The sequence below is a fragment of the Saccharophagus sp. K07 genome (genome assembly GCF_014336955.1).
GTDB lineage: Bacteria > Pseudomonadota > Gammaproteobacteria > Pseudomonadales > Cellvibrionaceae > UBA5868.
Map to the genome: position 1 here is coordinate 119,837 of NZ_QRAI01000004.1, position 25,143 is coordinate 144,979.

Below are 25,143 nucleotides of genomic sequence, written 5' to 3' on the forward strand. Positions count from 1 at the left end.
TAGATCAATCCGTTGGACAAACAATTGCCCTATGCGGATGTTCTATTTCATGGCTGCCATTTTGGCTTGGCTGCGCACACTTTCTTCATACCATTGGCGAATATGGCGCAGGTGCACATCTTCTTGTTCCAGCGCATGTTGAAATCGACTGGCCATATCCGTCATGTGCATGTCTTCGGCCAGCTTCATCAACAATTCCCAGGCTGCATTATCCGCCATCTCTATCGCCAGCATGGCTTGTAGGCTTTGACTAATGCTGGTGCGCGGGTCGGAAATGACTTTCATCAAGCCCGATGCCGCTACGCCTGATGCATCCGCATCGGGGGTTTGGGCGGTAGGGTCAGCGCCAATTTGTTTTAAGCAGTCCGCAAGCAACTCAAAATGCTCTTCTTCCTGCCGGCGAAATTCTTCCAACTTGTCGATGGGAAGTTGTACATCGGGCGATAGATCGTTAGGAGAATGCAGACATTTTGCAATTAATTGCTCATAGACGCGCACACCTGTTCGCTCGTACGCCAAGCGCTCACCTAATTTATTGATAAAAACTTCCGGATGTTTGCCGGATGCCATTTTGATAACAGTTTTAATCATGCTTTTGGCGGTCCCTGGTAAAGGAACAGAGCCAAGGGGTTCAGCATTTTCCAGGAAAAAATCTTCGATGGTGGACTTTGTCGTAGCGCCATTGGTAGTGGTCGGTATATCTTCATCCACATGCATCATCTTTTTAATCAGAATCGGCGACATATCTATGCCGGTGCGATTCATGCCCAAATGTTGGTCCATAATGATTGCCCTCTAAAAAGTTGTCGACCTATGCGATTTTTTTCGCCAGTTCAGTACCTGGTTGCCAGCGGTAGTTCATGGCGACGGCGTCGCTGGGTGAACCGGTGGAATTGAGTTGCTCGCGATAACGTTTGGAGGCTTCTCCTTCCTCGGTCTTGTGGACGAATTCCGTTCCGCGTGCGCGCAAGTCGATTTCTTCGCTCAAGGTTTTGCGCACGAATTCGCGTTGACTTTGATAGGCGATGGGATCGGGCAGTCTTTCTGGCAATATTTCCGCCGGATCGCGCCGCTCATATTTCTTGAATAAAGCCATTACTTTATTCAGATGACCCAACTCGTAATCCAGAAAACGTTCCCAAATCGCTTTTATCCTTGGATTGGATTCTGTCTCCATGCAGCTGTAGTAGTTATAAACTTCGTTTGCTTCATACAGCAGCCATTTTTCCAGCCAGGTTTCATTGGGGTCGATAATCGAGCCATATTGCGTAACGTGCTGTTCCTCGATGGAAGCAATTTCTGCATAAAGTGCGCGTGCAACCGGGTCGCTAAATGTTGGCCCAATATTCATGTAGTAATCACGCGTCTGATATTCACCGGAAAAAATCGTCAGCGCATTTAATTTGGAGATAGGATCCGTTGCGTGTTTGTCATAGGGCTCGCGCAAATCATCTTCGGGTGCGCGGTGTTCTACACTGGTAGGTCTGCCGGGCAGAATATCGGTGTAGCACTGCAAAATATTATTGGCGTCTTTGCCTTCCACGCGATCCATCAGCGCAGAATATCGATACATATGATCGAAATCTTCCAGCAAGCCAAAACGGTACGCCTGAGCTAAATATTCATCTGGTTCTTGCTGGGCAATGGCGGCGGTGACTTCAATGGCAACCTGCTCATAACCAATCGTAGTTTCCAGTGGCGAATGGTCGGCCCCGAGCAGCCAATTAATCATGGTTTGTTGATGGTGTTCGACGCGTCTTATATCCGCTAATGCATAGCGCAACGCGGGGTTGAATTGGCCGCACATATGAGAAAATCGATTGACCTGCTGTTCAATTCCATTCATCAAAATCACACGTACGCGTGTGAAAGCATCATCATCGAGTTTGCTCAGCGGTTTTGGCGTCAGTTCTCGCCAAGTGAATTTTTGCTGCTCCAGGGGGGTTCCCCGTGCATCCAATAGTGTAATGGTCATAAAGCACCCTCACCTCGATAGTGGTAGGAGACCATCGGCAATGCAAGCGGTATACCGCAAGGTTGCAAAATCAACATCTAATAAAAAATGCGATATTGCTTAACAAGATGGAGAAAGAAAAATTACAGGAGGAAATGGGTGAGGTAACGGATTTATCCGTTATAAGCATGTAGGAATTACAAATAAGTGCGTTAAATGGTTTTGGTTTGCTGCGATTGAATTAATTAAGCGCCGCACAGCGGCGCTTGCTTTTTATTGCAGTTGATCCAAAAGATCTTGCGCTAATTTTTTTAAACGTTGCGTATTTTCAGGTCCTATGCGAAACAATAATTTTTCCACTGCGGAGCGTTGTTCCAGTTCCGCTGTAGAAAAACGATAAGCAACGGATGGCCGTGCAAGCGTCGCATCTGGCGGTGGTGCCGGAGCTTTGACGATGCGGGTCAGTGCCCGAATAGTCACTTCGCGGAAATCCCCCTTTCTTACGCCAAGTTCCTCGTAAGCCTGCTCCAGCAACGGGTAGTAGCGTTCGTACATCTGCAGCAATTTTTCCGGGCCGACCTTTTCCAGACTTTCCAAGTAAGGTGTGTAACGCGCGTAGTTCTCGGCACTGATGGTCCAGGCTTCGCCGTTGTTAGCGGCGCTAAACGGCGTTTGCGGATCCTGAAACGGCCGGTATTGGCTCACCAGCTTTCCTTCTTCAAGAGCATTGACCGCGCGGACAAATTTGCGGATCAGATGGTCTTGGATCAGCCAGGATTGGAAGCTGCCTTCGGATGATTCCAACAAATAACTGAGAACAACCGCGTCGCTGCGATCCAGAGGTGGAAGTTTGCCCGCAGGTTCAGATGATTGCCGAGGCGCTTCCACGAGGGGGGCAGCCGCTTCAGTGTCTCCGGGCGGAGCCGGGTCGGGCGGCAAAGCAATCTCCGGTGCAACCTCGGCAACAGGAGCGGGTGGCAGAACCGTCGGCTCTGTTTTTGGCTTATTGCGCAGCAGCATCCAGTAAACTGCGCCGCCAATGGCGACAAGGGCAACCACTAACAACAGGATCGGAAAGGTTTTATTGCGACCGTATTCAGATTCATTCATAGCTATTGTCCGGATAGTTTTTCACCGCAACGGAATGTGGCGGAGTGAACTACTGCTGATAGAGGCTACTTTGGCAGAAAAGTTTATTCTGGTTATAGATCCCTCCGTATATATCTAACTCGTGTAGTCTGTCGCACGCTGTTTGTTGCCGAACCTTTTGCGAAGTTTGGCGGGATACCCTCGCCGGGATTACCAGTTGAGGCGCGGCCACTCCGGCCAATGGTCTTTGTCTGATTTGGACGCCCCCGGCGCTTCCGCTGGACGCTCCCCAGGCACCAGCGCGCGTTCCTCCCTGGGTGAGATTGGGGCCGGCTCTGAATCCTGTGCAAAAGCAAGGCTGAATTCTTCTTTCAGGATGGAGTAGATGGCGTGATCCACGTAACGATCGGTCAACCATTCCGCCTTGGGTTGCACACCCTCATAGAAAAATCCCAGGCGCTCCGGGACCTTGCGGCTGCTCATGTTCTGCGAAGCGCAGCGTATTTCAACCCGTTTCAAATCAAGGTGTTCGAAACCGTAGTGGCATAGGTGGCGCACCGCATCGGTCATTATGCCCTGGCCTACATATTCTGCGCCGAGCCAGTAACCGACGGTCGCTTTCCGCTCTGCTTTTTCCAGGTGGTAAAAACCGACGCCGCCGCATACTCGATCGTCCACCATGATGACAAATTGCGGGCCGCGTTCGGTGCAGAGTTGGCGAATAAAGGCTTCTGTGTCCTGAGGTGAATGGATGCGCTTGAGCCACGGCAGCCAAGGGTACAAATGACTTCGGCTGTTGTGGATTAGCTCAAACAGAGGTTCGGCATGCTCAACGCGCAGCGGATCGAGCCAGCCCATGTCGGTAGAAATGCGCATGTGTTAAACAAATTGCTGTTTTGTATGCCAAGTTTATATCGATCATTGCGTCGGAAGGAAAGGAATCAGTTCACCTTCACTTACAGCCGAGCGACAGAATATCCGTTTACCCAACACAGTGGTGCGCAACAGAACCTAACTGCGGGCTGTGTCTCCAAAAGCTTTCGCTATGGCTCGGTTAGCTCTTTGAGCATAGTCAAATTAATCTGTGAGGGTTCACTCCAGAATGTCCGCGCCAAGTGACTGCCCTTGTGGCTTGGCTAGGTATGTGGGCACTAAGGTTTGGCAGTTATCATGGCTTATCCAAAGTGGTGACCACTTCCTATCGGGTGAATCGGGTCTGCTTGACCCTATCTATCTATAACAGTAAGGCTGCGATTCGGTTTTCTTGCGCCGAATCGTTCTAATCCTCAAATTGCCCCACCTGCAACTGCCACCCACAATGAATTTGGGCACGGTGTTAGAAACGCCGGGCTGATCTGCGACTAGACAGTCGCTTGGAGTCGCGCTGGAGCAGGTGCGGCGGAGCTTTGGCATCAGTAGGTAAAGAAATTTTGGCTTCCGAATCGCTTGCGCAAGACTTGGCTACACCATCCGTATGGCGCATAGGGAAATGGGCTCTGATTTGCGTGTGCGTGAGTGCGTTGGCGGGTGCCGCTGCCATGTATATGGCCTACCAAAACTACGAGGCGTCGGTCGACAAGCTGTTGATCGATCCCCACCGGGATTATTCCCGTGTGCCCTTCAATATGGTGGACGCCACAGAATACTGTCGTCTTAAGACCGCTCGTCGTTACGGTAAAAATCTGGTGCTCAGTTATATCGACGAGCACTCCACGCGCCTCGACGTCAAAACCGGGCAATACAAGATCTTTATGTTTGTGCGCACAGGCAATTTGACCGATTACCAGGAAGAGGCGGTTCACTGCTTTATAGATCCGGAAAGCCGCATGTTGACCCATTACCGGACCATCAACTTGCACAAAGCCTCATTGATGTCCAGAGCCGCCAAATTCTTTGAACGTTGATTCCATGTGCCTGAACTTAATAGAGTTTTTGCCTTTTGTCCGATTTGTCGCAACGACTTCCGGCGCAACCCAACGGCCTTTCCTATACTCAGTTTGGATTAGGTAAAGGCGTATCGTCCTATGAAGTGGCTTCTATTGTTGGCGGGATTTTTTCCGATGGTGTTGGCCACTGCAGACAGCGGACGCGTGTATCTGTTGAGCAAGCGCCAGATCCTCAATTCCAACATGACGACCGTCGTATTTTTCTACGATCGCTCCGTTACCTCTATCGCAGAGTGCGAGCGTGAGATTCAACGGGGAATCCGCGGTCAATGGCGCTACTACACCCACAAATTCCCCACTCCCAAGGGCTATCTGGAGAAGCTGGACTATTACTGTGTGCAAACCGGCGCAGTGATCAGCCCCTGGTACGACAAGGCCCCCTATGACTTTGTGTATCAAATCGATATACGCCATTCCACCAGCCGTATTAAGGCGATGCCGCATTACGCGGAATGCCTGCGCGATCTGCGCCAGCAGATTCACGATGAAACACGGCATTTTTTCTGCGCGAAAGTCAGCCAGGAGATTCGTTTTTAGCCGTCCCGGTGGGAGAGGCCTAAACTGAAGGCAACAGTCGAAGAAAACCAAGGAATCCACAATGTGTTTTAAAGAACCAATGTGGGGTTTTGCACGACGTAAATTCGTGGAATCTGCCACATTGTCGCACTTCCGTTACCACAATAATGAACACGGACGGCGTGTATATGCCTATTAACCTGCTGTTCGATCCCACTGCTGCGCCTGGCGCGGCCAACTCAGGGGAGTCTGATCTCAGTGTTCACTGAATCCTTATGTGCCGAGCTGCGGGAAATACTGCCCGATTTTTCCCTGGATACGCCCTGCAATCCAGCGAGTGCCTCTCTGTCAGAAACAGCGCAGATTTACCTGGAGTTTTACGGCTTTCTGGAAGTGCTGAAAGATTCCAATGTGGATTATTTTTGGGGCTATCGCACCTGCCCCTGCCGCGGAGATCAACTGCGCATTGCCACTCATTACTGGCGTCTGCCGGAGGCAAAAGCGACGGTCTTTGTGGTGCACGGATTATTTGACCACGTCGGTTTGTTTCAAAAGCTGGTCGCTTATCTGCTCGCCCAGCAGTATTCGGTCGTGGCCATAGACCTGCCGGGCCATGGGTTGAGCAGCGGCGAAGCTACGGTGATCAAATCTTTTTTTGATTACGGCGCGGTTTTGGAGGACACCTTTAAGTTCTTCCGCTGGCAGCTGCCGGAAGGGCCGGTTTATGGCGTCGGCCAAAGCACTGGTGCTGCGGTGCTGATGGCCTTCGGTTTCAGCAGCTTGAAGCAGGGTGAAGCAGCGCCTTTTAAGCGCATGGCATTTCTCGGGCCTTTGGTGCGCCCGCGCCAGTGGACCTGGGGACGCATGGTTTTTCGCTGTGTGGGGCGCTACCTCAAACGCCTGACGCGGGATTTTGCCGTCCCCAATTCCCATAACGCGGAGTTTCACAGCTTTTTGCGTTACAACGATCCGTTACAAGCGCGCTGGTTGTCGATTGAGTGGATAGGCGCGTTGCACGAGTGGGTGGACGGATTTTCACTGCAGCCGAAAGACCCGACCCCGGCGTTGATCGTCCAGGGAACGGCGGATCGAGTGGTGGATTGGCGTTACAACGTGCCGGCAATTCAGGAGCGTTTCCCGAATTGCCAAGTGAATTACATCGAAGGTGCCATGCACCATCTGGTGAACGAGGCCGATACCTGGCGCAAACCTGTGTTCACGGGTTTGGGCCAGTTTCTGCGCCGAGGAAATTAATTGGCGGTATCGGCTTCCAGTTGCGGCAGCAGAGCGGCCAATTCCGGTGGAAAGAATGGCCTGCCGCGGTCATTGATTGCAGCCCACTGAACCTTGCCGTTGAGAATCAGCTTGCCGTCGCTGCGGTAGATGTCCTGCACGAATTCGCCGCGAATCTTACCCGCTCGACTGACATTCAGCCCCACCCAAAAATGGTCGCCGCTGCGCAGCGGGAAGCGGTAATCCAATTCAACCCGCGTGACCACCAGATTGATGCCTTTGGCGGCCAGCTGGGCGAAATCCAGATTGTGGCTGAGCAAATATTCGTGGCGCGTGTGCTCCAAATAATTCTGATAGACACTGTTGTTTACGATGCCTTGTAGATCGCACTCGTAATCGCGCACTTTGAAGTCGAGACGGAAGGCGTAATCCATTAAAACAATACCCTGCAGCGAATAGTGGCCGGAATGGCTTTGAGCTGTTCCAGAGCGAGCTCGCTATAGCCCGAATCCAGATCGATCACCACGTAACCCACCTTGTCTCTGGTTTGCAGATACTGGCCGGCGATGTTGATGTTGTTGTCGGAGAATATCTGGTTGATCGCCATCAGCACGCCGGGCACGTTTTGGTGAACGTGCAACAGGCGGTGCACACCTTTGTGCGTCGGCAGCGCCACTTCGGGGAAATTCACCGAGCCGATGGTGGTGCCATTGTCCGAATATTTGATGAATTTATCGGCCACTTCCACCCCGATATTTTCCTGCGCCTCCATGGTGGAACCACCGATATGGGGAGTGAGCAGCGCGTTGTCGAACTGGCGCAGCGGACTGACGAATTCTTCGTCATTGCCTTTGGGTTCGACCGGAAATACGTCGATAGCCGTGCCGGCAAGGTGTTTATCGGCCAGCGCGCGCGCCAGAGCGTCTATATCCACCACTGTACCGCGCGACGCGTTAATCAGAATTGCACCTTTTTTCATGGTGCGAATTTCTTTTTCGCCGATCATATTCTTGGTGCTGGGCAGTTCGGGAACGTGCAAGGTGACGATGTCTGCCTGCTGCAGCAAATCTTCCAGCGATCCGCACTGGGTGGCATTACCCATCGGCAATTTGCTGATCACATCGTAAAACACCACGCGCATCCCCAAGCCTTCGGCCAGCACACTCAACTGGCTGCCGATGGCGCCATAGCCGACAACACCGAGAGTTTTGCCGCGAATTTCATAAGAGCCGATGGCGGATTTGATCCACTCGCCGCGATGGCAGGCCGCGTTTTTGGCGGGGATATCGCGCAACAACAGAATCGCTTCGGCGATCACCAGTTCGGCGACGCTGCGGGTGTTGGAGTAAGGGGCGTTAAAGACCACAACGCCGTGTTCCTGCGCCGCCTTCAAATCCACCTGATTGGTGCCGATACAGAAGCAACCCACGGAAATCAGTTTGGGCGCATTGGCGAAGACCTTGGCGGTGACCTGGGTACGCGAACGGATGCCGAGAAAGTGAGCATCTTTGATGTGTTCGATCAGCTCGTCTTCCGCCAGGGCGGTTTTGAGGTATTCAATGTTGGTATAGCCCGCCGCATTGAGGCTGGCTACTGCGGAAGGATGCACACCCTCCAGCAGCACAAATTTGATCTTGTCTTTATCCAGAGAAATCTTCGCGTTCATGATGAATCGGCACCGGATGGGAGGGGGCAACCCCCGTAAAAAAGGGGCGCCAAGTTTAACACAGGCTGGTTATGGATTGAGCACAGAGTCGCGCGTAATCGTCTGTACACCCGTTTCCGTACCGAGCAACAACACGTCCGCACGGCGCATGGCGAACAAACCATTGGTCACCACACCCGTAATTTGATTGATGCGCTGTTCCAGCCCTACGGGATCGTGGATCTGCAGATCGTGGACATCGAGAATATGGCAGCCGTTGTCGGTGACAACGCCAGCGCGGTACACGGGGCGCCCGCCGAGTTTGCTCAGCTCGCGCGCGACGTAATTGCGCGCCAGGGGAATCACTTCGACTGGCAGCGGGAATTTGCCGAGCACCTGCACCTGCTTGCTCTGATCAGCGATACAGATAAACGTACGCGCTACCGCGGCGACGATTTTTTCCTGCGTCAGAGCGGCGCCGCCGCCTTTGATCAGCGCAAGATTGGGGTCGGCTTCATCCGCGCCGTCGATATAAAAACCGATCTCGCTGACATCATTCAAATCGCGCACCTCTATGCCGTGCTTGCGCAATCGCTCGGCGGAAGCGTTTGAACTGGCAACTGCCGCGGCGAATTTGTCCTTGTATTCGGCCAACAAATCAATAAAAAAATTGGCGGTGGAGCCAGTGCCTATGCCGAGCACGGCGGAGGGCTCCAGATGCGGCACAATACGGTCGATAGCGGCCTGGGCAACCGCCTGTTTGAGCTGATTCTGATTCATAGCGTGGGGAAATCGGGATAGAAAAAGCGCGCATTGTAGCGGGTTTCTCGCGCGACTGCGTCATGACTTCCTTTCCTTCATCCATTACCATTGCTAGCCTTTCCACACACACTCACTTCTCCCGGTTTGCCAATGCCCCAAAGTTACATCAAGCGCATATTGGATGCGCGTATCTACGATCTGGCGGTTGAAACCCCTCTGGATGACGCTCCGCTGTTGAGCGAGCGAACCGAAAATAACGTTCTGCTCAAGCGCGAAGATTTGCAGCCGGTGTTCTCCTTCAAAGTGCGCGGCGCCTACAACAAATTGTTGCAGCTGACCGAAGAGGAACGTGCGCGCGGCGTGATCGCTGCCTCGGCCGGAAACCACGCCCAAGGTCTGGCGCTCTCTGCCAAACACCTTGGCGTCACCGCCATTATAGTGATGCCCCGCACCACGCCATCCATCAAGGTGGACGCGGTGAAGCGGCACGGCGGGAAGGTGGTATTGCAGGGCGATACCTACGATGAAGCCTCCGCCTACGCCCAGGCATTGGTGGCGGAAAAAGGCATGATCTATATCCCGCCCTACGACGACCCGGACGTCATCGCCGGCCAGGGAACCGTGGCCATGGAATTGTTGCGCCAGCATCCAGCGCATATAGACGCGGTGTTTATTCCGGTCGGCGGCGGCGGACTGTGCGCCGGTATGGCGGCCTATATCAAATTTGTCCGGCCGCAAACCAAGGTGTTCGCGGTGGAGCCGGAAGACGCAGCCTGTTTGAAAGCCGCTATGAAACACAAGCGTCGGGTAGTACTCGATGAGGTCGGTATCTTTGCCGACGGTGTGGCGGTAGCGCAGATCGGTGAAGAAACCTTCCGCGTGATCAAAGACTGCATCGATGGCGTGATTACCGTCAGCACCGACGAAATTTGCGCGGCCATCAAGGATATTTTTGAAGACACCCGCTCCATCGCCGAACCTGCGGGTGCTTGCTCTCTTGCCGGCTTGAAAAAATATGTCGATAGCGAAGGCATTACCGGGCAGACCCTGGTGGCGGTCCACAGCGGCGCCAACACCAATTTCGACCGCCTGCGCTACATTTCCGAGCGCACGGAAATCGGTGAAGGCCGCGAAGCGGTATTTGCAGTGGTGATTCCGGAAAAACCCGGCAGCTACAAAAAATTCTGCAGCCTGCTCGGCAAACGCTCGGTCACCGAATTCAACTATCGCTATTCCGACAGCGGCCAGGCGAATATTTTTGTCGGCTTGCAGGTCAACCCTTACAAAAACGAGCGCCAGGAGTTGTTCGAAACCCTGACTAAGAAAGGTTATTTCGTCGTGGATATGACGGATAACGAAGTGGCGAAACTGCATATTCGCCACATGGTCGGCGGTCACGCGCCAAAAGAGCTGGATAACGAGGTGGTTTACCGCTTTGAATTCCCCGAGCGCCCCGGCGCTTTGTATAAGTTTTTGGACAAGCTCGCCGGGCGCTGGAACATCACCATGTTCCACTACCGCAACCACGGCGCCGCCTTCGGCCGGGTTCTCGTCGGCATGCAGGTACCGCCGGAAGAGCGCGAGGAGGTGGAACAGTCCCTGCGCGAGCTGAATTACCCGTACACCGAAGAAACCGACAACGAGGCCTACAGGTTCTTTCTGGCTTAAAAGTCTCTCAAAAGGAGTTCGCTCTACGAGGTGCGGACTCTTTTTCCGCTGACCGCAGGCTTAATCATTGCGTACTTGATGGAATCACTGCGTAACCGCGCGGTCCCATCAGTCTGGATCAACTGGGTGCCACCAAGATCAAATTTTAACCACTCTAATAACAAAACCTTTTTGGGGTGAGTGGCTGCTATTTATGTGATCCTTGTCAATTCTCCTTAAGTTGTATTTGCATTTACAGCAATTAGAACTAAGTTGAATAGTGAGTAAATTTTATTTCACAGGTTATTGTGCGCAGACTGGCAACTTCGGTATAAAGCCAGTCTCGCTCCATCCCGCCTGATTTTTCCAACGCATTTTAAGAAATACTGAGGTCCACCCAAATGAAGTCTGATGTTTTGACGCTAGCGGCCATAGTCTTTGTCATAGGCTTGGTTGTGAGTGGTTTGGGCATCATGGATGTATTTGAACCAGAGGTGTCTGCTCCTCCAGCAGCGCTTCAGCAGGGAGTTGTCGTTGTCCGGAATTGATCATCCGTCCAGCGAAGCCGTCATACTCAGATCAAAGAAAAAATCCGCTATTTCCCGGCCTTTTTAGGCGGAAGAAACAGCGGATTTTTTCGTTTCAGGCCTTTTTAAAACCTTCTTTGTCGTCGTCGATACAGTTTTTTTTCCGTAGCGATCAGATCCAAAGGTATGTCCCAGGGATCTGTGGGCAGGTGGTCGACGCGCTGTAATTCGTAGGCGATGCCGCACAGAAGCGGGCGCTGGGCGTGCAATTTTTGCAGGGCTCGATCGTAAAATCCCGCCCCCATTCCCAGGCGATTGCATTTTTTATCGAATCCCACCAAAGGCAAAAATACGATATCCAGCTTGTGTAAGGGTCTGGCTTTTTGCCGCGGTCCAGGCTCGGGTATGCCATAGCGGTTGCGATGCAAAACCTTTTGGGGTTGATGGCGGCGAAAAATAATCTGATCGCGACCGCGAATCACCGGCAAATAACAGTGTTTTCCGCGCCGCAGTGACCAGCGCATCAGCGGGCGCAAATCCATTTCACCATCGGCAGGCCAATAAAAGGCGATATGGCGGGCGTGGCGGTATTGCGGCAGCAGCAGAATGCGAGCACAGAGCTGGTGCGCGGCATTTTGCTGGGTGCGCAAAGGCAGTTCCCGACGCAGTTTGCGCAGATGGCGGCGAAGTTGTTGTTTGGAAGAGAGAGACATTAGCGCAGGAGGGAAATTAGAAGCCTGGGGTGCCGCTGTCGACTATACCTTGAACCCGACGGTTCAAGGGGGAGGGATCTGTTGCGTATTAGGCTTTCCGACGCGCGGACATGCACACAACACAAACTAGAAGCCTCCGGTTCTTACAGTATCGGCTCAGGGATTCGTCAACTGGCGAACACCCAAGGCGTTGACCAAGTATATCAAAGTGGGGGGGCGAAAAAAGCCTTAAATTTTCCTGCAGAGGACTGGACAAACGCAGGATTATGGGTTTAGCGCTCCGTCCAGCTTTTCCGCCAAACGTTCAAGTGCGGCACTCTGCTCCGCTGGCGCCGCGGTTTTGCGGCGTTCCTGCTGTAGTTCATGGCACAGGTTCAACGCCACCATGACGGCGATGCGATCTGTTCCCAAAACCGAAGGGCCGGCATTGCGCACCTGGCGCATGCGCTGGTCCAGTTCGCGTGCCGCTAACAGCAGAGCATCCTTCTCTTCGGCACGGCAGGCGACTTGGTAATCCTTATCCAATATACGTACGTTTACACGTTTGCTGTCGTGGCTCATTCTGGGTCGATCTCGAATTGTTTGAGGCGGGAAATCAGGGATTCAATACGACTACAGGCGAGATTATTAATTTCCTGTAAACGGGCGCGCTCTTCCATCCATTCCTGTTCTTTTTGGCGCAGGCTGCGGTTTTCCGCTTGTAGCTGATAAAACTGCTGGATCAATCTATCCAGCTTGGCTTCCACTTCCGCCATTAGTCGTTCCGACATAGGGTTCGCCCGTGACGCGATGATTGGCGGGTAACTATAGGTTCCGGCCCATGGCGGGTCAAGGCATGAACGGTGTTATGGCGGCTAAAGTGAGGGGTAATTCGTGGTAGCATGATCGACTTCCTGCGGCCGTCTATAAATCGGCGGCTCCTCCCTCACATGCATGCTTCGTATATTTTTGAGGTGACGAACCCGATGCAGATTTCCTATCAAGATTGGAGTGATTTTTTACTGAGAGTCGGTGCAGTGTGTTCCCCGGCGGAACTGCACGGACTCTTGTGCGGCATGCACTGTCGAGAGCCGAAAAACGATTGGATGGCCGATGCCCGAGCGTTTATGGATCTGCTGGATGGATGCGATCTAAATGCCGTGAATGCGGCGCTGGAAGCGCAGTACGAAGCCATAGGCGCGGCTTTGAACGACGGTCAATACCATATGCAGTTGCTGCTGCCTGACGATGTGTTGCCTGTCGCTTCGCGGGCAGAAGGGCTGGCTTTGTGGTGCCAGGGCTTTTTGCACGGGTTTGCCGGCAGCGAGGACCTGCTCGAGCGGCTGGACGAGGAAACCCGCGAAGCGGTGAAGGATTTAGCGGAAATTGCCCAGCTGGACGACCAGTGTGATGACAGCGAAGAAAACGAGCAGAATCTGCTGTCGCTGGTCGAATATGCACGTATGACGTTCTTTAGCATCGTCTCTCAACTCCGACCGCTCTCGGCGGAGGTGCCATACTCTTCTGCGACCCGTCACTAAGAGAACTCGCCCTATGTCGATTAGCAAAACCGAATACGCACGCCGTCGCAAAGCGTTGATGGAGCTGATGGAGCCCAACAGTATCGCCATAGTCCCATCGGCCAAGGAAAAAATTCGCAGCCGCGACACTCACTACACCTTCCGGCAGGACAGTGATGTGCACTACCTCAGCGGTTTTGACGAACCTGATGTGGTGCTGGTGTTGATTCCCGGGCGCGAACACGGCGAGTTTGTGATTTTCTGCCGCGAGCGCGACAAGGCGAAAGAAATTTGGGACGGCTATCGCGCAGGGCCGGAAGGGGCGTGCAAGATCTACGGCGCCGACGACGCATTTCCCATCGACGACATAGACGAGATTCTGCCGGGTTTGATCGAGGGCCGCGAACGCGTTTATTACGCCCTCGGGCGCGATCCCGAATTCGATGCGCAAGTCATGGGCTGGATCAACCGGATTCGCGCCAAAGTTCGCTCCGGCGCTATTCCTCCCGGGGAATTTCTCGACCTCAACCATTTCCTCCACGATTTGCGTCTATTTAAAAGTACGGCGGAAGTGCGTTTGATGGCCCGCGCTGGGGAAATTGCCGCCCAGGCTCATATCCGCGCCATGCAGTACTGCAAACCGGGCGTTTACGAATATCAGCTGGAGGCGGAAATTCTCCACGAATTTGCCATCAACGGCGCCCGTAATGCGGCCTACAACACCATCGTCGGCGGCGGTGCCAACGGCTGCATTCTCCATTACATCGACAACAACCAGGTTCTGCGCGATGGCGATCTGGTGCTGATCGACGCCGGTTGCGAATACGAATATTACGCCTCGGATATCACGCGAACTTTCCCGGTAAACGGGGTGTTTTCGCGCGAACAGAAAGCGCTGTACGAAGTGGTTTTGGAAGCCCAGGCTGCCGCTATCGCCAAGGTGAAACCCGGCAATCATTGGAATGAACCGCACGACGCGGCTGTGCGCGTCCTGACCGAAGGTCTGGTTCGCCACGGGCTCTTGAACGGCAATGTGGATGAGTTGATCGAGAAGGAAGCCTATCGCGAGTTTTATATGCACCGTACCGGCCACTGGCTCGGCATGGACGTTCACGATGTCGGCGATTACAAGGTTCACGGGCAATGGCGCGTGTTTGAGCCGGGCATGGTGTTGACGGTTGAGCCGGGTCTTTATGTATCACCAGACAACACTCAGGTCGCCAAAAAATGGTGCGGTATCGGCATTCGCATAGAGGACGACGTGGTGGTCACCAAAGACGGCTGCGAGATTCTCACATCTGGTGTGCCTAAAACCGTGGAAGAGATTGAAGCGCTGATGGCGGCCGGTCGGTCAAAAAGGGCGCAGAGCGCGTGAGCGAAACCCATCACCCTGTCGCCCATTACGATATCGCGATAGTCGGCGGCGGCCTTATGGGCGCCGCCCTGGCTTTGTTGTTCTGCAAAACCCTGCCCGGGCGCCGTGTTCTGTTGTTGGAGCAGCAGGCTCTCGAAGCAGTCGCTGATCATGTGCTGGCGCAACCCAATTTTGATGCCCGCTCCACGGCTCTCGCCCCTACGAGTGTTGCCACCTTGCGCCGTTTGGGCGTTTGGCCTGCTCTGGCAACTCATGCCACGGCGATTCGACGGGTACAGGTCTCCGATCGCGGCCATTTAGGTTGGGTGCGGCTGGACACTGACAATAATCACGGCGATCCCTTAGGTTTTGTGGTCGAGAATCGCGCTTTGGGACGCGCCTTGATCGACGCTCTATTGGCGTGCCCAGGTTTGCATATAGAAGCGCCGGTGTGTGTTAAACGCGTCCGGCCTGCCCAAGGGAAAACCTTTGTTGAAACGGCGGAGACGCAATTTAGTGCCGAACTGGTGGTGATTGCCGACGGCGCTGATTCACCCCTGCGACATGGGCTGGGGATTGGTGAATCTAACAAGGATTACCGCCAGAGTGCGGTGATCGCTAATGTTCGCCATGAAGAGCCGCATCAGGGAGTTGCGTTTGAGCGTTTCACCCACCACGGACCCTTGGCATTTCTTCCTCTGGGAGGTGCAGAAGGTCGGATCAGCGCAGTGGTGTGGACTTGGCCGGCGGAGCAAGCGGAACAGGCCATGTCCTTAAATGACGAAGCGTTTCTTGCGCGTTTGCAGTCCGAATTCGGCTACCGTCTGGGACGGTTGCGGCAGGTGGGGGTGCGGCAGAGTTACCCATTGCGCTTGTGTCTGGCGCGCGAGCAAGTACGCAGTGGCGTGGTACTGATGGGCAATGCGGCGCATTTTCTTCACCCGGTTGCGGGGCAGGGTTACAACCTGGCGCTGCGCGACGGTCTGCGTTTGGCTGAGGTCCTACAGGAAGCTGGTAATGGCAATCTGGGTGAACTTAGCCTGTTGCAGGAATACGAACGCCGGCAGGCGAACGATCAGCGCAATACGGTGCGCTTGAGCGATGGTTTTAATGAGTTGTTCCGCGCCGACCAGCTCCCTTTGATACTGCTGCGCAATCTGGGAATGATCGGGGTGGAATGGAGTTCCGTGATACGCAATGCCTTTATCCGCCAGTTGTCCGGGCGCGGGGATCGCCGAGCCAATCCCTGGGTTGGTAACCAGCGCATCAATTGAGGAGATGTCAGTGGATACAGAACGCTCGCATACAGCGGACGTGGTAATTGTTGGCGCCGGTCTGGTGGGTAGCGCCCTCGCTTGCGCACTCAGCAGTGCGCCTGATTTGCGCATCGTGGTGATCGACAACCAAACGCCCCCGCCTTCCCCTTCAGCTGATCGGTTCGATCATCGTGTGGTTGCCTTAAGTCCCGCCGCCATCAAGTTTCTGCGTGAGCTGCAGGTTTGGCAGAACATCGACGAGCGGCGTTATTGTGCGTATCAGGATATGGAGGTCTGGGATGGCGAAGGCAACGGCCGGATTGCGTTTTCCTGCAACGAGGTCCACAGAGACGAACTCGGCGTAATCGTGGAAAACAGCGTGGTGTTGCAGGCGCTGCATGCGGCCATGACGCCGCGTGTGACTTGGCTGACTCCGGTAAGCGTCACCGAGTGGCACCAGGTCAATGATCTGCAAAAGCTTGTTCTGTCCGATGGTTCCACAGTCACCGCATCACTGGTCACAGGTGCGGACGGCGCCCATTCCCAGTTGCGCGAAATGGCGGGCATACCCGTGAATGCCTGGGCCTACCATCACTCCGCCATTGTCACCACCATTCGCACGCAGCAACACCATCGTTTTACCGCCCGCCAGCGTTTTAGCCATCAGGGACCATTGGCATTTTTGCCATTGCACGGTGGCCCAAACGGAGAAATTGGACGTTATTGCTCCATCGTCTGGTCTCTGGACGAAGAGGTGGCTGAGCGCATGATGAACCTCGGCGACCAAGCATTCTGTCGTGAGCTGACGCGGGTGAGTGAGGCGTGTCTGGGAGAGGTCGAGTGGGCGGATCGCCGGCATTTGATTCCTTTGTGGCAGCGCCACGCGCGCGACTACGGTCGCCCCGGTTTTGCCTTGATTGGCGATGCCGCACACACGATTCACCCTCTGGCAGGTCAGGGCGTTAATCTCGGACTTTACGATGCGCGGGCTCTGGCGGGCGAGATAACCCGCGCGCACAGTCGCGGCGTGCCTTTACAGCATCCTTCAGTGGTGCAGCGCTATCAACGCCAGCGCAAGCTGCACAATCTCACCGCCATGGCATCCATGGAGGGCTTCAAAAGATTGTTCGGCAATCCTTCACCCTTGTTTTTAGTGGCGCGCAACCATGGGCTGAATTGGGTTGATCGCCAATTGTGGCTAAAGCGGCTGTTGATGCAGACCGCCGCTGGAGAAATCTGATCTCCTATGCCCGCCCGCACCGCTCAGCCGACGCCTCCCCTTATTGCCGAGTATCGCGATTGGCTGGTCTGCCACGACTGCGGCGTTGCACAAAAGGTCGTGCCGGTCGCGCGCGATTTACAGCTGGTGTGTTGCAACTGCGGTCACCCGCTGTATTTTGGCCGCGGCTCATGGCTCGATAAAACCACCGCAATGGCAGTGTCGGCACTGGTCTTGTTTATCGCCGCCCACGTCTTCGATTTTTTTACCCTGGTGCTCGGCAACAGCAGTCAAACCATCACTATTTTGGCGGGCGCAGGTTCTCTTATTGAGCGCGAAGAGTGGCTGTTGGCGAGTTTGGTGTTGGTCACCACATTTATTTTGCCGATTTTGGAAATTGCCGCGCTGCTGTATTTATTGTTGCCCTACCGTTTCAACAAACGCCTGCCCGGACAAATTCATGTGATGCGTTGGTTGGAGCGGTTGCAGCACTGGATTATGCACGACGTATTTTTATTGGGCGTGCTGGTGACTACCGTAAAACTGGGTGATAGTGCCACCGTTGTTCCCGGTCCGGGATTGCCATTGTTTTTTTTGTTGGTGGCGGCGTTGCAGGCGGGTTATTGGTTTATGGATAAACGCAATATTTGGAGTTGGCTCTACCCGAATAATTGTTTCAGTCAGAGCGACGAAGATGTTTTATATGATTGCGATGTCTGCAAAGCCATGGTCGGCGAAAGCATTATTCGCCATCACGGCTATTGTCCACGCTGTGGTGCGCGGATTTACACGCGCATTCCGCAAAGTCTGCAAAAAACCACGGCGCTGATTTTGGCGGCCATTATTTTGTATATCCCCGCAAATCTGTATTCGATCATGCTGTACGAAGAACTCGGAACAAATTACGACAGCACGATTTTGGCGGGTGTTATTGATCTTGCTGCGGCAGGATTGTGGATGGTGGCGTTAGTAGTGTTTGTGGCGAGCATAGTGGTGCCGATCGCTAAATTGTTGATGCTGATATTTTTGGTATGGTCGGTCAAAGTGCGTATGGAAGGCATGTACACAGTGCGCACGACCATGTATCGGGTAACCAAATTTATCGGCCGCTGGTCGATGGTGGATGTGTACGTGGTGACCTTATTAACTTCTGTCGTCCAATTTGGTCTGGTTGGCCATGTTGAGCCGGGGCCTGCGCTCTTGCCATTTGCTGCTGTAGTGGTTTTAACCATGTTGGCGGCGGAGACATTTGATCCGCGATTTATTTGGGACAACGCACCGCCTGATGCTGCCGCAGGCCATATGCGCGGTCGCACCCTTGCACAACTCAATTCAATGAATAACTCTGATTAAATCGACATTATGATTTTTCCTTTAGCCATAAGTGGTTGTTCAAGCGCCCGCGGCGCAGGAGAGCGGCTGTGAATTTGTCTGACGCCAGTCTCAAAAATGCGCCCTCCATATCACCCATCTGGATTGTGCCTATCGTAGCGCTTGTCATTGCTGCGTGGCTCGCCGTGCATTCCTGGCGGCAAAAAGGTACGGAAATCGAAATCCTGTTCGATAACGCCAACGGTATTCAGGTCGGGCAAACCCAAGTGCGTTTGAAAGATGTGCCGGTGGGAAAAGTTACCCGCATGCGCTTGAGCGAAGATTTATCGCAAGTGCGTGTATTTGCATTACTCGATCGCCAAGTCAGTCGCCATTTAAGTGAGAACACGCGTTTCTGGCTGGTGAGTCCGCGTGTCAGCGCCAGCGGCGTGTCCAACCTCGGCACCTTGATTTCAGGAATTTACATCGTCATGGACCCGGGAAAACCCGGGGATTTTCGCGATGTTTTTACCGGCTTGACCGAGCCTCCCGCAATTCAATCCGACGATCAGGGAACGCAATACGTATTGTTGGCGGATTCTCTGGGATCGATTGATTTGGGTTCGCCGGTATATTTTCGCCAATTGAAAGTCGGTGAAGTGACCAGCTATCGCCTGGATGACAAAGGCAACAATGTTGAAATTCGTATTTTTATCAAAGCGCCGCACGACAAACTCGTATTGCAACGCAGCCGCTTTTGGAATGTCAGTGGCGTGGATGTGAGCATTGGTGCCGACGGTATCAAAGCCGAAGTTGGCTCTTTGGCATCGATCATCAATGGCGGTATTGCATTCGAAAATACTGTCGGCTTCGAGCCACCGCGCCGGGCGCCGAGTGATCATCAGTTCTATTTGTATCCGGACCGCAGGTCGGTCATGGATGAGCGTTATACCCTGAAATATTTTTATCTCATTAAATTCAGCCACACGGCGCGCGGTTTGCAGGAAGGCGCTCCCGTGGAATTTCGCGGAATTAAAGTGGGAGAGGTCGTCGATGTGCAGCTGCAGTCGGTGGATAAAAATCCGCATAGTCTGCATGTTTATATTTCCATGGAGCCACAGCGCCTTGATCCCAAGCACGAACCGACGCGGGAAGAGTTTGACCAGTTAATGGAAGATCTCGTCAGTCAGGGGTTGCGCGCGAATTTGAAAACCGCCAATTTGTTGACCGGTGCAAAAATGATTGACTTGGTGTTCCCGCATGAGCCGACGCCGGGTGCATTCGTTCACTCAGAGCGCTACGGAGAAATTCCAGCCATGGACGACGCGGCGGAAGATTTGGAGCAGCAAATCAATCAGTTGGCCAAAAAAATCAACAAAATTCCATTGGAAAAAATGGGCACGGATTTGGCCGAGAGCTTTGCCAATCTCAATTCCATGCTGAAGGAACTGCAGCAGAACAATACTATAGCCAAACTCGACCAAACGCTCGGCAATGTCAGCGTCGCCAGCGAACAATTGGAATCCACCATGCTGGAAGCACAGAGCGCCATGCGCGATATGGCGAGCACACTCAAGTCAATTGATGGCATTCTCAGTCCGGATTCCGGTACTCAATATGAGTTGCGCTCCACTTTGGAAGCCTTGCAATCCGCCGCCGAATCCATGGAACGCTTGGGCGAAAAACTGAATCAAAAACCGAACGCACTGATTTTCGGAAATTAATCCTATGCGCCGAATTTTTCTTATCGTCTTACTTTGGCAATTGTTCGCTTGTAGTTCTACGCCGGAAATCAACCGCTACACTTTTGCGCGCGATATTCCCCCTACTGCGGGCGGCGCGGCAGAATTATCCGGCGGCTTGGGAGTTGGGCCGATTGAATTACCGGAATATTGGCGGCAAAAGGAAATTGTTGTGCTGTCCGGTGATAATCGCATTATCAGTAACCCCAATCACATCTGGGCGGGCGATCCTAAACTTGCGATCAGCCGAACCATAGCGACATCGCTCAGTCAACAACTGCAATTTAATGATATCTGGGCGCATCCCTGGGATTCGCGCAGCAAGCCGCAAAAGCAAATTTTATTGATTATCGAGTCCATGGGCGGACCTTTGGGTGGGCCGGTGGAATTGGTCGCCAAATGGCGCTTGACGGATGATTTTGGGATGAAGGTCATTGCCACTGAAAGGCAATCGTTTCAGGTAACCACTGCGAATAAATCCTATCCTGCATATGTGGAAGCGTTGAACCAAGCAGTTGGGCAACTTGCAGATGCATTGGAAAGTTCAGTGCGTCGCCATTTCCTTAATTAATCTTCGCGGGTTGGTGCAAAACACGTTTTTAACCATTTCCAGAAACTATTTCCCGCGGTGAGATAGCGGTCGAGTTCAACCTGGTTTTGCCAATAAAAATTTCCTTTGCGGAATAAAAATTCCCGTTTCAGCATGCGCTTGCGTGGATTCAGATGTTTGATAACGCGTGCGGGATTACCTGCTGCGACTACGTTAGCAGGAATATCGGATGCCACCACAGCGCCCGCGCCAATTACACTGTTATCGCCAATCGTGACTCCTTTGCAGACAATTACGCGAGCGCCGAGCCAGACATTATCGCCGAGGGTCACAGGTTCTGAGCAGCGAAAAGGTCGCGTGCGATTGTACAGCCCATGCCAGTCGCAATCGTTGATGCTACACTCCGTCGCGATCATGCAATTGGAACCGATGCGAATACCGATGGCAGAGGTAATTTCCACGCCGGGGGCGATCAGGCAATAATCACCAATTTCAATGAAGCCCTGCCCCTGCCGGCTCGACCAAGTGGTCATTCTGACGGGTTTTGTGGGATGGCTGATCAGATGCAAAAAATTCCCGGCGGAAATATTGCGACCGTGAATTTCGCAAGAGCGCGGTTTGACGATCAGTGGGTGAACGCCGAGCTGATCGAATTGCGGCACAACAAATCGCCGGACATACCAATCATTAATACGGCCGCTGAGATATTTGATAAAAAAAGGTCGATGATCTTTACGCACAGGGCTAATCGCACATGAATGAAATGTCGTTGCAGGATATGTCTAAATTAACGGAATTGCACCAAGCGCTTGAACAGCATCAGATTAAAGGTTTTTTGGCGCAGGATGAAGCTGAAGCGTTGTATCAGTATGCGCTGCATAGCAGTTCACTCGGCCCCTGTCTGGAAATCGGCAGCTATTGCGGCAAATCCAGCGTGTATCTCGGATCTGCCTGTCGCGCGCAAGACAATATTTTATTTACCATCGATCATCACCGGGGTTCGGAAGAGCATCAAACTGGCGAGGAATATCACGATCCGGATTTATTTGACCGCAACGCGGGACGAGTGGATACCTTTCCGGCGCTGCGCAAAACCTTGGATCTTTTTTCTCTACAACAAACCGTGGTCCCTATAGTTGCGCCTTCGCAAGTGGTGGCAAAAAAATGGGCCATGCCTCTTGGACTCGTCTTTGTCGATGGCGGCCACAGTTTGGAGCAGGCCCTGTTTGACTGCCTTACTTGGTCAGAATTTGTGGTTCCCGGCGGGTATTTGTTAATTCACGATATCTTTCCCAATCCTGCCGACGGTGGACAAGCGCCCTATCTTGCGTTGCAGGAAACGTTGAAAAAACAGACATTTTCCTGGGTTGGGACTGTGAGATCCTTGGCGATCCTGCAACGTCGATAATTAAGTGAGTTACACCACTTTCGATTTTCTGAAGCCGAATAATGTTCGATAACAAACGCAGAATTTACGACTTTTTACGACTGGATCACTTGCTGGACCGTGTCGAGGCGATATGGCCAGTGGTAACATACGCGGGTTTTTAACCAGTATAACCTTGGGGGTTATTTATGAAATCAATCAAAAGCAGTTTGTTGCTGGGTTCTTTAGTTGCGGCGCTCGGAGCCTCGGCCGCTGAGGCTCAGACTAACAGCAATGTACAAAATTATTCTGCTTCTAATCGTGCACCTGTCATCAGCTTCACGCATGTGGGTGCACGTTATATGTTCCAGGATCTGGACCAGGACGACGCCAATTGTGACCAGGATGGACCTAATATTTATGGTAGCCTCGACATCCAAGATGGTTGGTACGCTCGTGCATCATTTGCTGACGTGGGTGGCGATCACGGGTGTGGCTCCAGAAATGTACAGGTTGGAGGTGGTTTCCACACGCAATTGGATCGCAATCTGACAGCCTACGGAAGCTTGAGCTTTGAAACCATTTCTCCGGATCACTGGAAAAGCGATTCAGGTTTGATCTTTGCCGCTGGTATCCGCGGCTTTTTGACGAAGGAATTGGAAGGTGGTCTTGAACTGCAGCACAGCACTACATTTGATGGCAACACTTCCATCAATGGCCTGCTCGCCTATTGGTTCAACGATATGATCGCGGCTACAGTTGATGTAGGTTTGGGATCAGATGTCACTACTTTTGCGATTGGTGCACGTTTGAACTTCTAAAAATAAAAGGGCGACACTTGGTCGCCCTTTTTCTCAAGTTGACTGTCCCGCTTTTTCCGTGTTCCCAGCTAATAAATTGGACTTTTCCCAAACGCCTATTGGGCGCTTGATGGCTCGTTGAATCATATTTTCCTGTGCCGCTATTTCGGCTTCAAAAAATAAATTGCTGGCAAACCATTCGCCTTCCTTTTCTGATGGGGCTTGGATAGTCCCGCCGGCAAAAATATTGCTATGCGCTTCCACGTCTCGATTTTCGTTTACGTAAATCGACACTGCAGAGGCGTTTTTCTCAGGATAAAAAACATTTTCTTCAAGTAACACGCCAATGGCGTTCTGCATAAATAAGTTTGCAGTAATTCTTTCTTCATTTTTTGCGTAGCTTGCGGTATCTCCAATCCAGATATTTCGGCGCAGGCGAATATTGGATGAGCTTTCGTTTTCGGCCGATTGCACAACTACATTTGTATAAGAGAATTTATTGTCTTCAAATAAAATATCGTTGTTTTTTCCTGTTAGCAGGATGTCCGCCATGCCTTTGCCGGTAAATTCTGCATGTTCAGGCACAAGCTGATAAGCGGAAAATTCTAGTCCTATCACATGAAGGTTGGCGAAAGAATCGTTCATGGCAAAAAAAGCAGTGCGGGAATTTTCCAGCTTGGGACGTTCGCCTGAAATGCCGTAATAAGCGATAACTGCGGGCTCAGCTTCGCTGCGGCCAGAAACCAATTTAATCAATTGTTCATTGCGCCAGGTATCTCCGCGTTTTAAGTAAAGGTGATCGGGATAACCGTTGCGCATTTTCGCAAGGCCCGCACGCAGAGTTTTGCAAGGCGACGTTTCACTCAAGCAAGTATTGTCGTCATCCCCGGTGGAACTGCTGACATAGATCAATTTTGAATCTTTTGACGGGCGAATCGTGGTGAAGCCATTTTCCATTGCGGGTCTATTATCCAATGGAATTGTCTCGTTACTTGCCTCGGATGCAGCTTCCGTAATTTCTTCCTCCTCCTGTCCCGGCACGCCGATGCTGAAATTCACCACAAGCGGAACGCCGGCTTCACCTTGTGCATCTGGCTCGGCGTAAGGGGTGACGATAAGTGTATATTCGCCATCGGTAAAACCGTTGGCTAAAGGCATATGTTCAGCTTCGTCAGCCAAGGTATAGGTGGCACTGTTGGCGATGCGGCTGGCTGTGATAGGTCCGTCCAATTCAAAAAGCACGCTGCCGGTTTTTTCTGAATTCTCACTGATGGCAACAATATTGCCCCACTCTTCGCTCAGCATGCTGTTGTCAATTACCTTTCCCTCGTTAATACGAGTGATCGGATGAATCGAGCCGGTACCTTCATGCACAGCAACTAAGTCGGCAGCAATGATCGCAGGAACGGCCGGTGTCGGTTTTTTGCTATCGACCACTGTGAAGGAAATTTCTTTGGTCTGTCCTTTTTCGCCTTCCATATCAGGCCCTTCGTAAGGTGTTACGGCGAGCTTATATTTGCCTACCGGAAGGCCATCGTCTTTAATGCGCAGATTGTCTGTTTCGGCTTCCAGGGTGAAATCTGCCATATTTTCCCAGCGGTTGATTTGAAGCGGACCTTGCAGAGAAAAATGCACGCTGCCGACGAGAGATTCGTCGACAGGTTGAGCCAAGATATTGAGTTGATCGATATTGTATCCAGACAAATCTATAGTGGCGCCGTTAAACAGAATTGCTAGCTTGACTGACTCCTGAGATTCAGTAACACCAATAAGTTGTAGGGATTGAATATTGGATACGGCCGAAGCTGCGTTTAGCGAAAATCCTAATAGGGGCAAAGAAAGCAGAAAAGCGGTAAATAATTTCATTGCAACTCCAATGACATCTAACAAAGCGGAGCAAATAGCACCGTAGCACTAGGTCGTCGGAGAGTTTGGTTAATGAGAGGGATAGGGTGTTGACTAAAGTGCCAAATATGACAGGAAAATCAAAAATAATTTGCGGGAAGAAAAAACG

The 25,143-nt window shown here is 52.5% G+C and carries 26 protein-coding genes and 1 other RNA gene; 14 read left to right on the top strand and 13 right to left on the bottom strand.

What is annotated here, in order from left to right:
• Nucleotides 1-42 precede the first annotated feature (42 nt).
• The 4 genes from DWB84_RS12830 to DWB84_RS12845 all read right to left on the bottom strand — a co-directional run bounded on the left by DWB84_RS12830 (nucleotide 43) and on the right by DWB84_RS12845 (nucleotide 3,919).
• Nucleotides 43-783: a DUF892 family protein gene (locus DWB84_RS12830; protein ID WP_187410213.1), complete on the bottom strand. Its 741-nt coding sequence runs from the start codon at nucleotides 781-783 to the stop codon at nucleotides 43-45.
• Nucleotides 784-811: 28 nt separating this feature from the next.
• On the bottom strand, nucleotides 812-1,975 hold the full coding sequence (locus DWB84_RS12835; RefSeq protein WP_187410214.1) for a hypothetical protein: 1,164 nt from the start codon (nucleotides 1,973-1,975) through the stop codon (nucleotides 812-814).
• Between the two features lie 252 nt (nucleotides 1,976-2,227).
• On the bottom strand, nucleotides 2,228-3,064 hold the full coding sequence (locus DWB84_RS12840) for a DUF3014 domain-containing protein (protein ID WP_187410215.1): 837 nt from the start codon (nucleotides 3,062-3,064) through the stop codon (nucleotides 2,228-2,230).
• A 189-nt stretch (nucleotides 3,065-3,253) separates the two neighbouring features.
• Complete coding sequence (locus DWB84_RS12845; protein WP_187410216.1) at nucleotides 3,254-3,919, bottom strand: GNAT family N-acetyltransferase; 666 nt, start codon at nucleotides 3,917-3,919, stop codon at nucleotides 3,254-3,256.
• A gap of 530 nt (nucleotides 3,920-4,449) precedes the next feature.
• On the opposite strand from DWB84_RS12845, the gene DWB84_RS12850 reads away from it, so the two are divergent.
• The 3 genes from DWB84_RS12850 to DWB84_RS12860 all read left to right on the top strand — a co-directional run bounded on the left by DWB84_RS12850 (nucleotide 4,450) and on the right by DWB84_RS12860 (nucleotide 6,759).
• On the top strand, nucleotides 4,450-4,947 hold the full coding sequence (locus tag DWB84_RS12850; protein ID WP_187410217.1) for a hypothetical protein: 498 nt from the start codon (nucleotides 4,450-4,452) through the stop codon (nucleotides 4,945-4,947).
• A gap of 120 nt (nucleotides 4,948-5,067) precedes the next feature.
• A complete protein-coding gene (locus DWB84_RS12855; protein WP_187410218.1) occupies nucleotides 5,068-5,526 on the top strand; it encodes a hypothetical protein in 459 nt (152 codons plus the stop codon).
• A 237-nt stretch (nucleotides 5,527-5,763) separates the two neighbouring features.
• A complete protein-coding gene (locus tag DWB84_RS12860) occupies nucleotides 5,764-6,759 on the top strand; it encodes an alpha/beta hydrolase (protein ID WP_187410219.1) in 996 nt (331 codons plus the stop codon).
• On the opposite strand, the gene DWB84_RS12865 is transcribed toward DWB84_RS12860, so the two are convergent.
• The 3 genes from DWB84_RS12865 to rpiA form a co-directional block, all read right to left on the bottom strand.
• Nucleotides 6,756-7,172 (bottom strand): thioesterase family protein, encoded by a 417-nt coding sequence (locus DWB84_RS12865; protein WP_187410220.1) that lies wholly within the window; start codon nucleotides 7,170-7,172, stop codon nucleotides 6,756-6,758. The two genes, DWB84_RS12860 and DWB84_RS12865, sit on opposite strands and share 4 nt — an antisense overlap.
• Nucleotides 7,172-8,404 (bottom strand): phosphoglycerate dehydrogenase, encoded by a 1,233-nt coding sequence (gene serA / locus DWB84_RS12870; RefSeq protein WP_187410221.1) that lies wholly within the window; start codon nucleotides 8,402-8,404, stop codon nucleotides 7,172-7,174. Before serA ends, DWB84_RS12865 begins: the two co-directional genes overlap by 1 nt.
• Before the next feature lie 69 nt (nucleotides 8,405-8,473).
• Nucleotides 8,474-9,163: a ribose-5-phosphate isomerase RpiA gene (gene rpiA / locus DWB84_RS12875; protein ID WP_187410222.1), complete on the bottom strand. Its 690-nt coding sequence runs from the start codon at nucleotides 9,161-9,163 to the stop codon at nucleotides 8,474-8,476.
• Nucleotides 9,164-9,295: 132 nt separating this feature from the next.
• Here rpiA and ilvA point away from each other — a divergent pair, with 132 nt between their 5' ends.
• Together ilvA and DWB84_RS12885 are read left to right on the top strand one after the other, a co-directional pair.
• Nucleotides 9,296-10,813, top strand: coding sequence for a threonine ammonia-lyase, biosynthetic (gene ilvA / locus DWB84_RS12880; protein WP_187410223.1), 1,518 nt, complete (start codon nucleotides 9,296-9,298; stop codon nucleotides 10,811-10,813).
• A 380-nt stretch (nucleotides 10,814-11,193) separates the two neighbouring features.
• The gene (locus tag DWB84_RS12885) at nucleotides 11,194-11,340 is read left to right on the top strand and encodes a hypothetical protein (protein ID WP_187410224.1); all 147 of its coding nucleotides are present in this window, start codon (nucleotides 11,194-11,196) and stop codon (nucleotides 11,338-11,340) included.
• A 104-nt stretch (nucleotides 11,341-11,444) separates the two neighbouring features.
• On the opposite strand, the gene DWB84_RS12890 is transcribed toward DWB84_RS12885, so the two are convergent.
• The 4 genes from DWB84_RS12890 to DWB84_RS12905 all read right to left on the bottom strand — a co-directional run bounded on the left by DWB84_RS12890 (nucleotide 11,445) and on the right by DWB84_RS12905 (nucleotide 12,802).
• Nucleotides 11,445-12,032: a 5-formyltetrahydrofolate cyclo-ligase gene (locus DWB84_RS12890; protein ID WP_187410225.1), complete on the bottom strand. Its 588-nt coding sequence runs from the start codon at nucleotides 12,030-12,032 to the stop codon at nucleotides 11,445-11,447.
• 17 nt (nucleotides 12,033-12,049) lie between these two features.
• A non-coding RNA gene (ssrS, locus tag DWB84_RS12895) (6S RNA) lies at nucleotides 12,050-12,225 on the bottom strand.
• Between the two features lie 71 nt (nucleotides 12,226-12,296).
• Nucleotides 12,297-12,593, bottom strand: a complete 297-nt coding sequence (locus DWB84_RS12900; protein ID WP_187410226.1) for a cell division protein ZapA — start codon at nucleotides 12,591-12,593, stop codon at nucleotides 12,297-12,299.
• The gene (locus DWB84_RS12905) at nucleotides 12,590-12,802 is read right to left on the bottom strand and encodes a TIGR02449 family protein (protein WP_187410227.1); all 213 of its coding nucleotides are present in this window, start codon (nucleotides 12,800-12,802) and stop codon (nucleotides 12,590-12,592) included. The genes DWB84_RS12900 and DWB84_RS12905 overlap by 4 nt, the downstream gene beginning before the upstream one ends.
• Before the next feature lie 195 nt (nucleotides 12,803-12,997).
• Here DWB84_RS12905 and DWB84_RS12910 point away from each other — a divergent pair, with 195 nt between their 5' ends.
• The 7 genes from DWB84_RS12910 (at nucleotide 12,998) to DWB84_RS12940 (ending at nucleotide 20,984) form a co-directional block, all read left to right on the top strand.
• On the top strand, nucleotides 12,998-13,552 hold the full coding sequence (locus tag DWB84_RS12910) for a UPF0149 family protein (RefSeq protein ID WP_187410228.1): 555 nt from the start codon (nucleotides 12,998-13,000) through the stop codon (nucleotides 13,550-13,552).
• Between the two features lie 13 nt (nucleotides 13,553-13,565).
• A complete protein-coding gene (gene pepP / locus DWB84_RS12915) occupies nucleotides 13,566-14,906 on the top strand; it encodes a Xaa-Pro aminopeptidase (RefSeq protein WP_187410229.1) in 1,341 nt (446 codons plus the stop codon).
• Nucleotides 14,903-16,159 carry a 2-octaprenyl-6-methoxyphenyl hydroxylase gene (ubiH, locus tag DWB84_RS12920; protein WP_187410230.1) on the top strand — a complete coding sequence of 419 codons (1,257 nt, stop codon included), beginning with the start codon at nucleotides 14,903-14,905 and terminating at the stop codon, nucleotides 16,157-16,159. The genes pepP and ubiH overlap by 4 nt, the downstream gene beginning before the upstream one ends.
• 10 nt (nucleotides 16,160-16,169) lie before the next feature.
• A complete protein-coding gene (locus DWB84_RS12925; protein ID WP_370589714.1) occupies nucleotides 16,170-17,381 on the top strand; it encodes a UbiH/UbiF/VisC/COQ6 family ubiquinone biosynthesis hydroxylase in 1,212 nt (403 codons plus the stop codon).
• Nucleotides 17,382-17,387: 6 nt separating this feature from the next.
• A complete protein-coding gene (locus DWB84_RS12930; RefSeq protein WP_187410232.1) occupies nucleotides 17,388-18,713 on the top strand; it encodes a PqiA/YebS family transporter subunit in 1,326 nt (441 codons plus the stop codon).
• A 68-nt stretch (nucleotides 18,714-18,781) separates the two neighbouring features.
• Nucleotides 18,782-20,395 (top strand): intermembrane transport protein PqiB, encoded by a 1,614-nt coding sequence (locus DWB84_RS12935; protein ID WP_370589715.1) that lies wholly within the window; start codon nucleotides 18,782-18,784, stop codon nucleotides 20,393-20,395.
• 4 nt (nucleotides 20,396-20,399) lie between these two features.
• On the top strand, nucleotides 20,400-20,984 hold the full coding sequence (locus DWB84_RS12940; protein WP_187410233.1) for a membrane integrity-associated transporter subunit PqiC: 585 nt from the start codon (nucleotides 20,400-20,402) through the stop codon (nucleotides 20,982-20,984).
• On the opposite strand, the gene DWB84_RS12945 is transcribed toward DWB84_RS12940, so the two are convergent.
• Nucleotides 20,981-21,703, bottom strand: coding sequence for a DapH/DapD/GlmU-related protein (locus DWB84_RS12945; protein ID WP_370589716.1), 723 nt, complete (start codon nucleotides 21,701-21,703; stop codon nucleotides 20,981-20,983). The two genes, DWB84_RS12940 and DWB84_RS12945, sit on opposite strands and share 4 nt — an antisense overlap.
• Before the next feature lie 23 nt (nucleotides 21,704-21,726).
• Here DWB84_RS12945 and DWB84_RS12950 point away from each other — a divergent pair, with 23 nt between their 5' ends.
• Together DWB84_RS12950 and DWB84_RS12955 are read left to right on the top strand one after the other, a co-directional pair.
• Nucleotides 21,727-22,371, top strand: a complete 645-nt coding sequence (locus DWB84_RS12950) for a class I SAM-dependent methyltransferase (protein ID WP_255429001.1) — start codon at nucleotides 21,727-21,729, stop codon at nucleotides 22,369-22,371.
• A 167-nt stretch (nucleotides 22,372-22,538) separates the two neighbouring features.
• The gene (locus DWB84_RS12955) at nucleotides 22,539-23,150 is read left to right on the top strand and encodes a hypothetical protein (protein ID WP_187410234.1); all 612 of its coding nucleotides are present in this window, start codon (nucleotides 22,539-22,541) and stop codon (nucleotides 23,148-23,150) included.
• A 33-nt stretch (nucleotides 23,151-23,183) separates the two neighbouring features.
• On the opposite strand, the gene DWB84_RS12960 is transcribed toward DWB84_RS12955, so the two are convergent.
• Complete coding sequence (locus tag DWB84_RS12960; RefSeq protein ID WP_187410235.1) at nucleotides 23,184-24,995, bottom strand: hypothetical protein; 1,812 nt, start codon at nucleotides 24,993-24,995, stop codon at nucleotides 23,184-23,186.
• Nucleotides 24,996-25,143 lie beyond the last annotated feature (148 nt).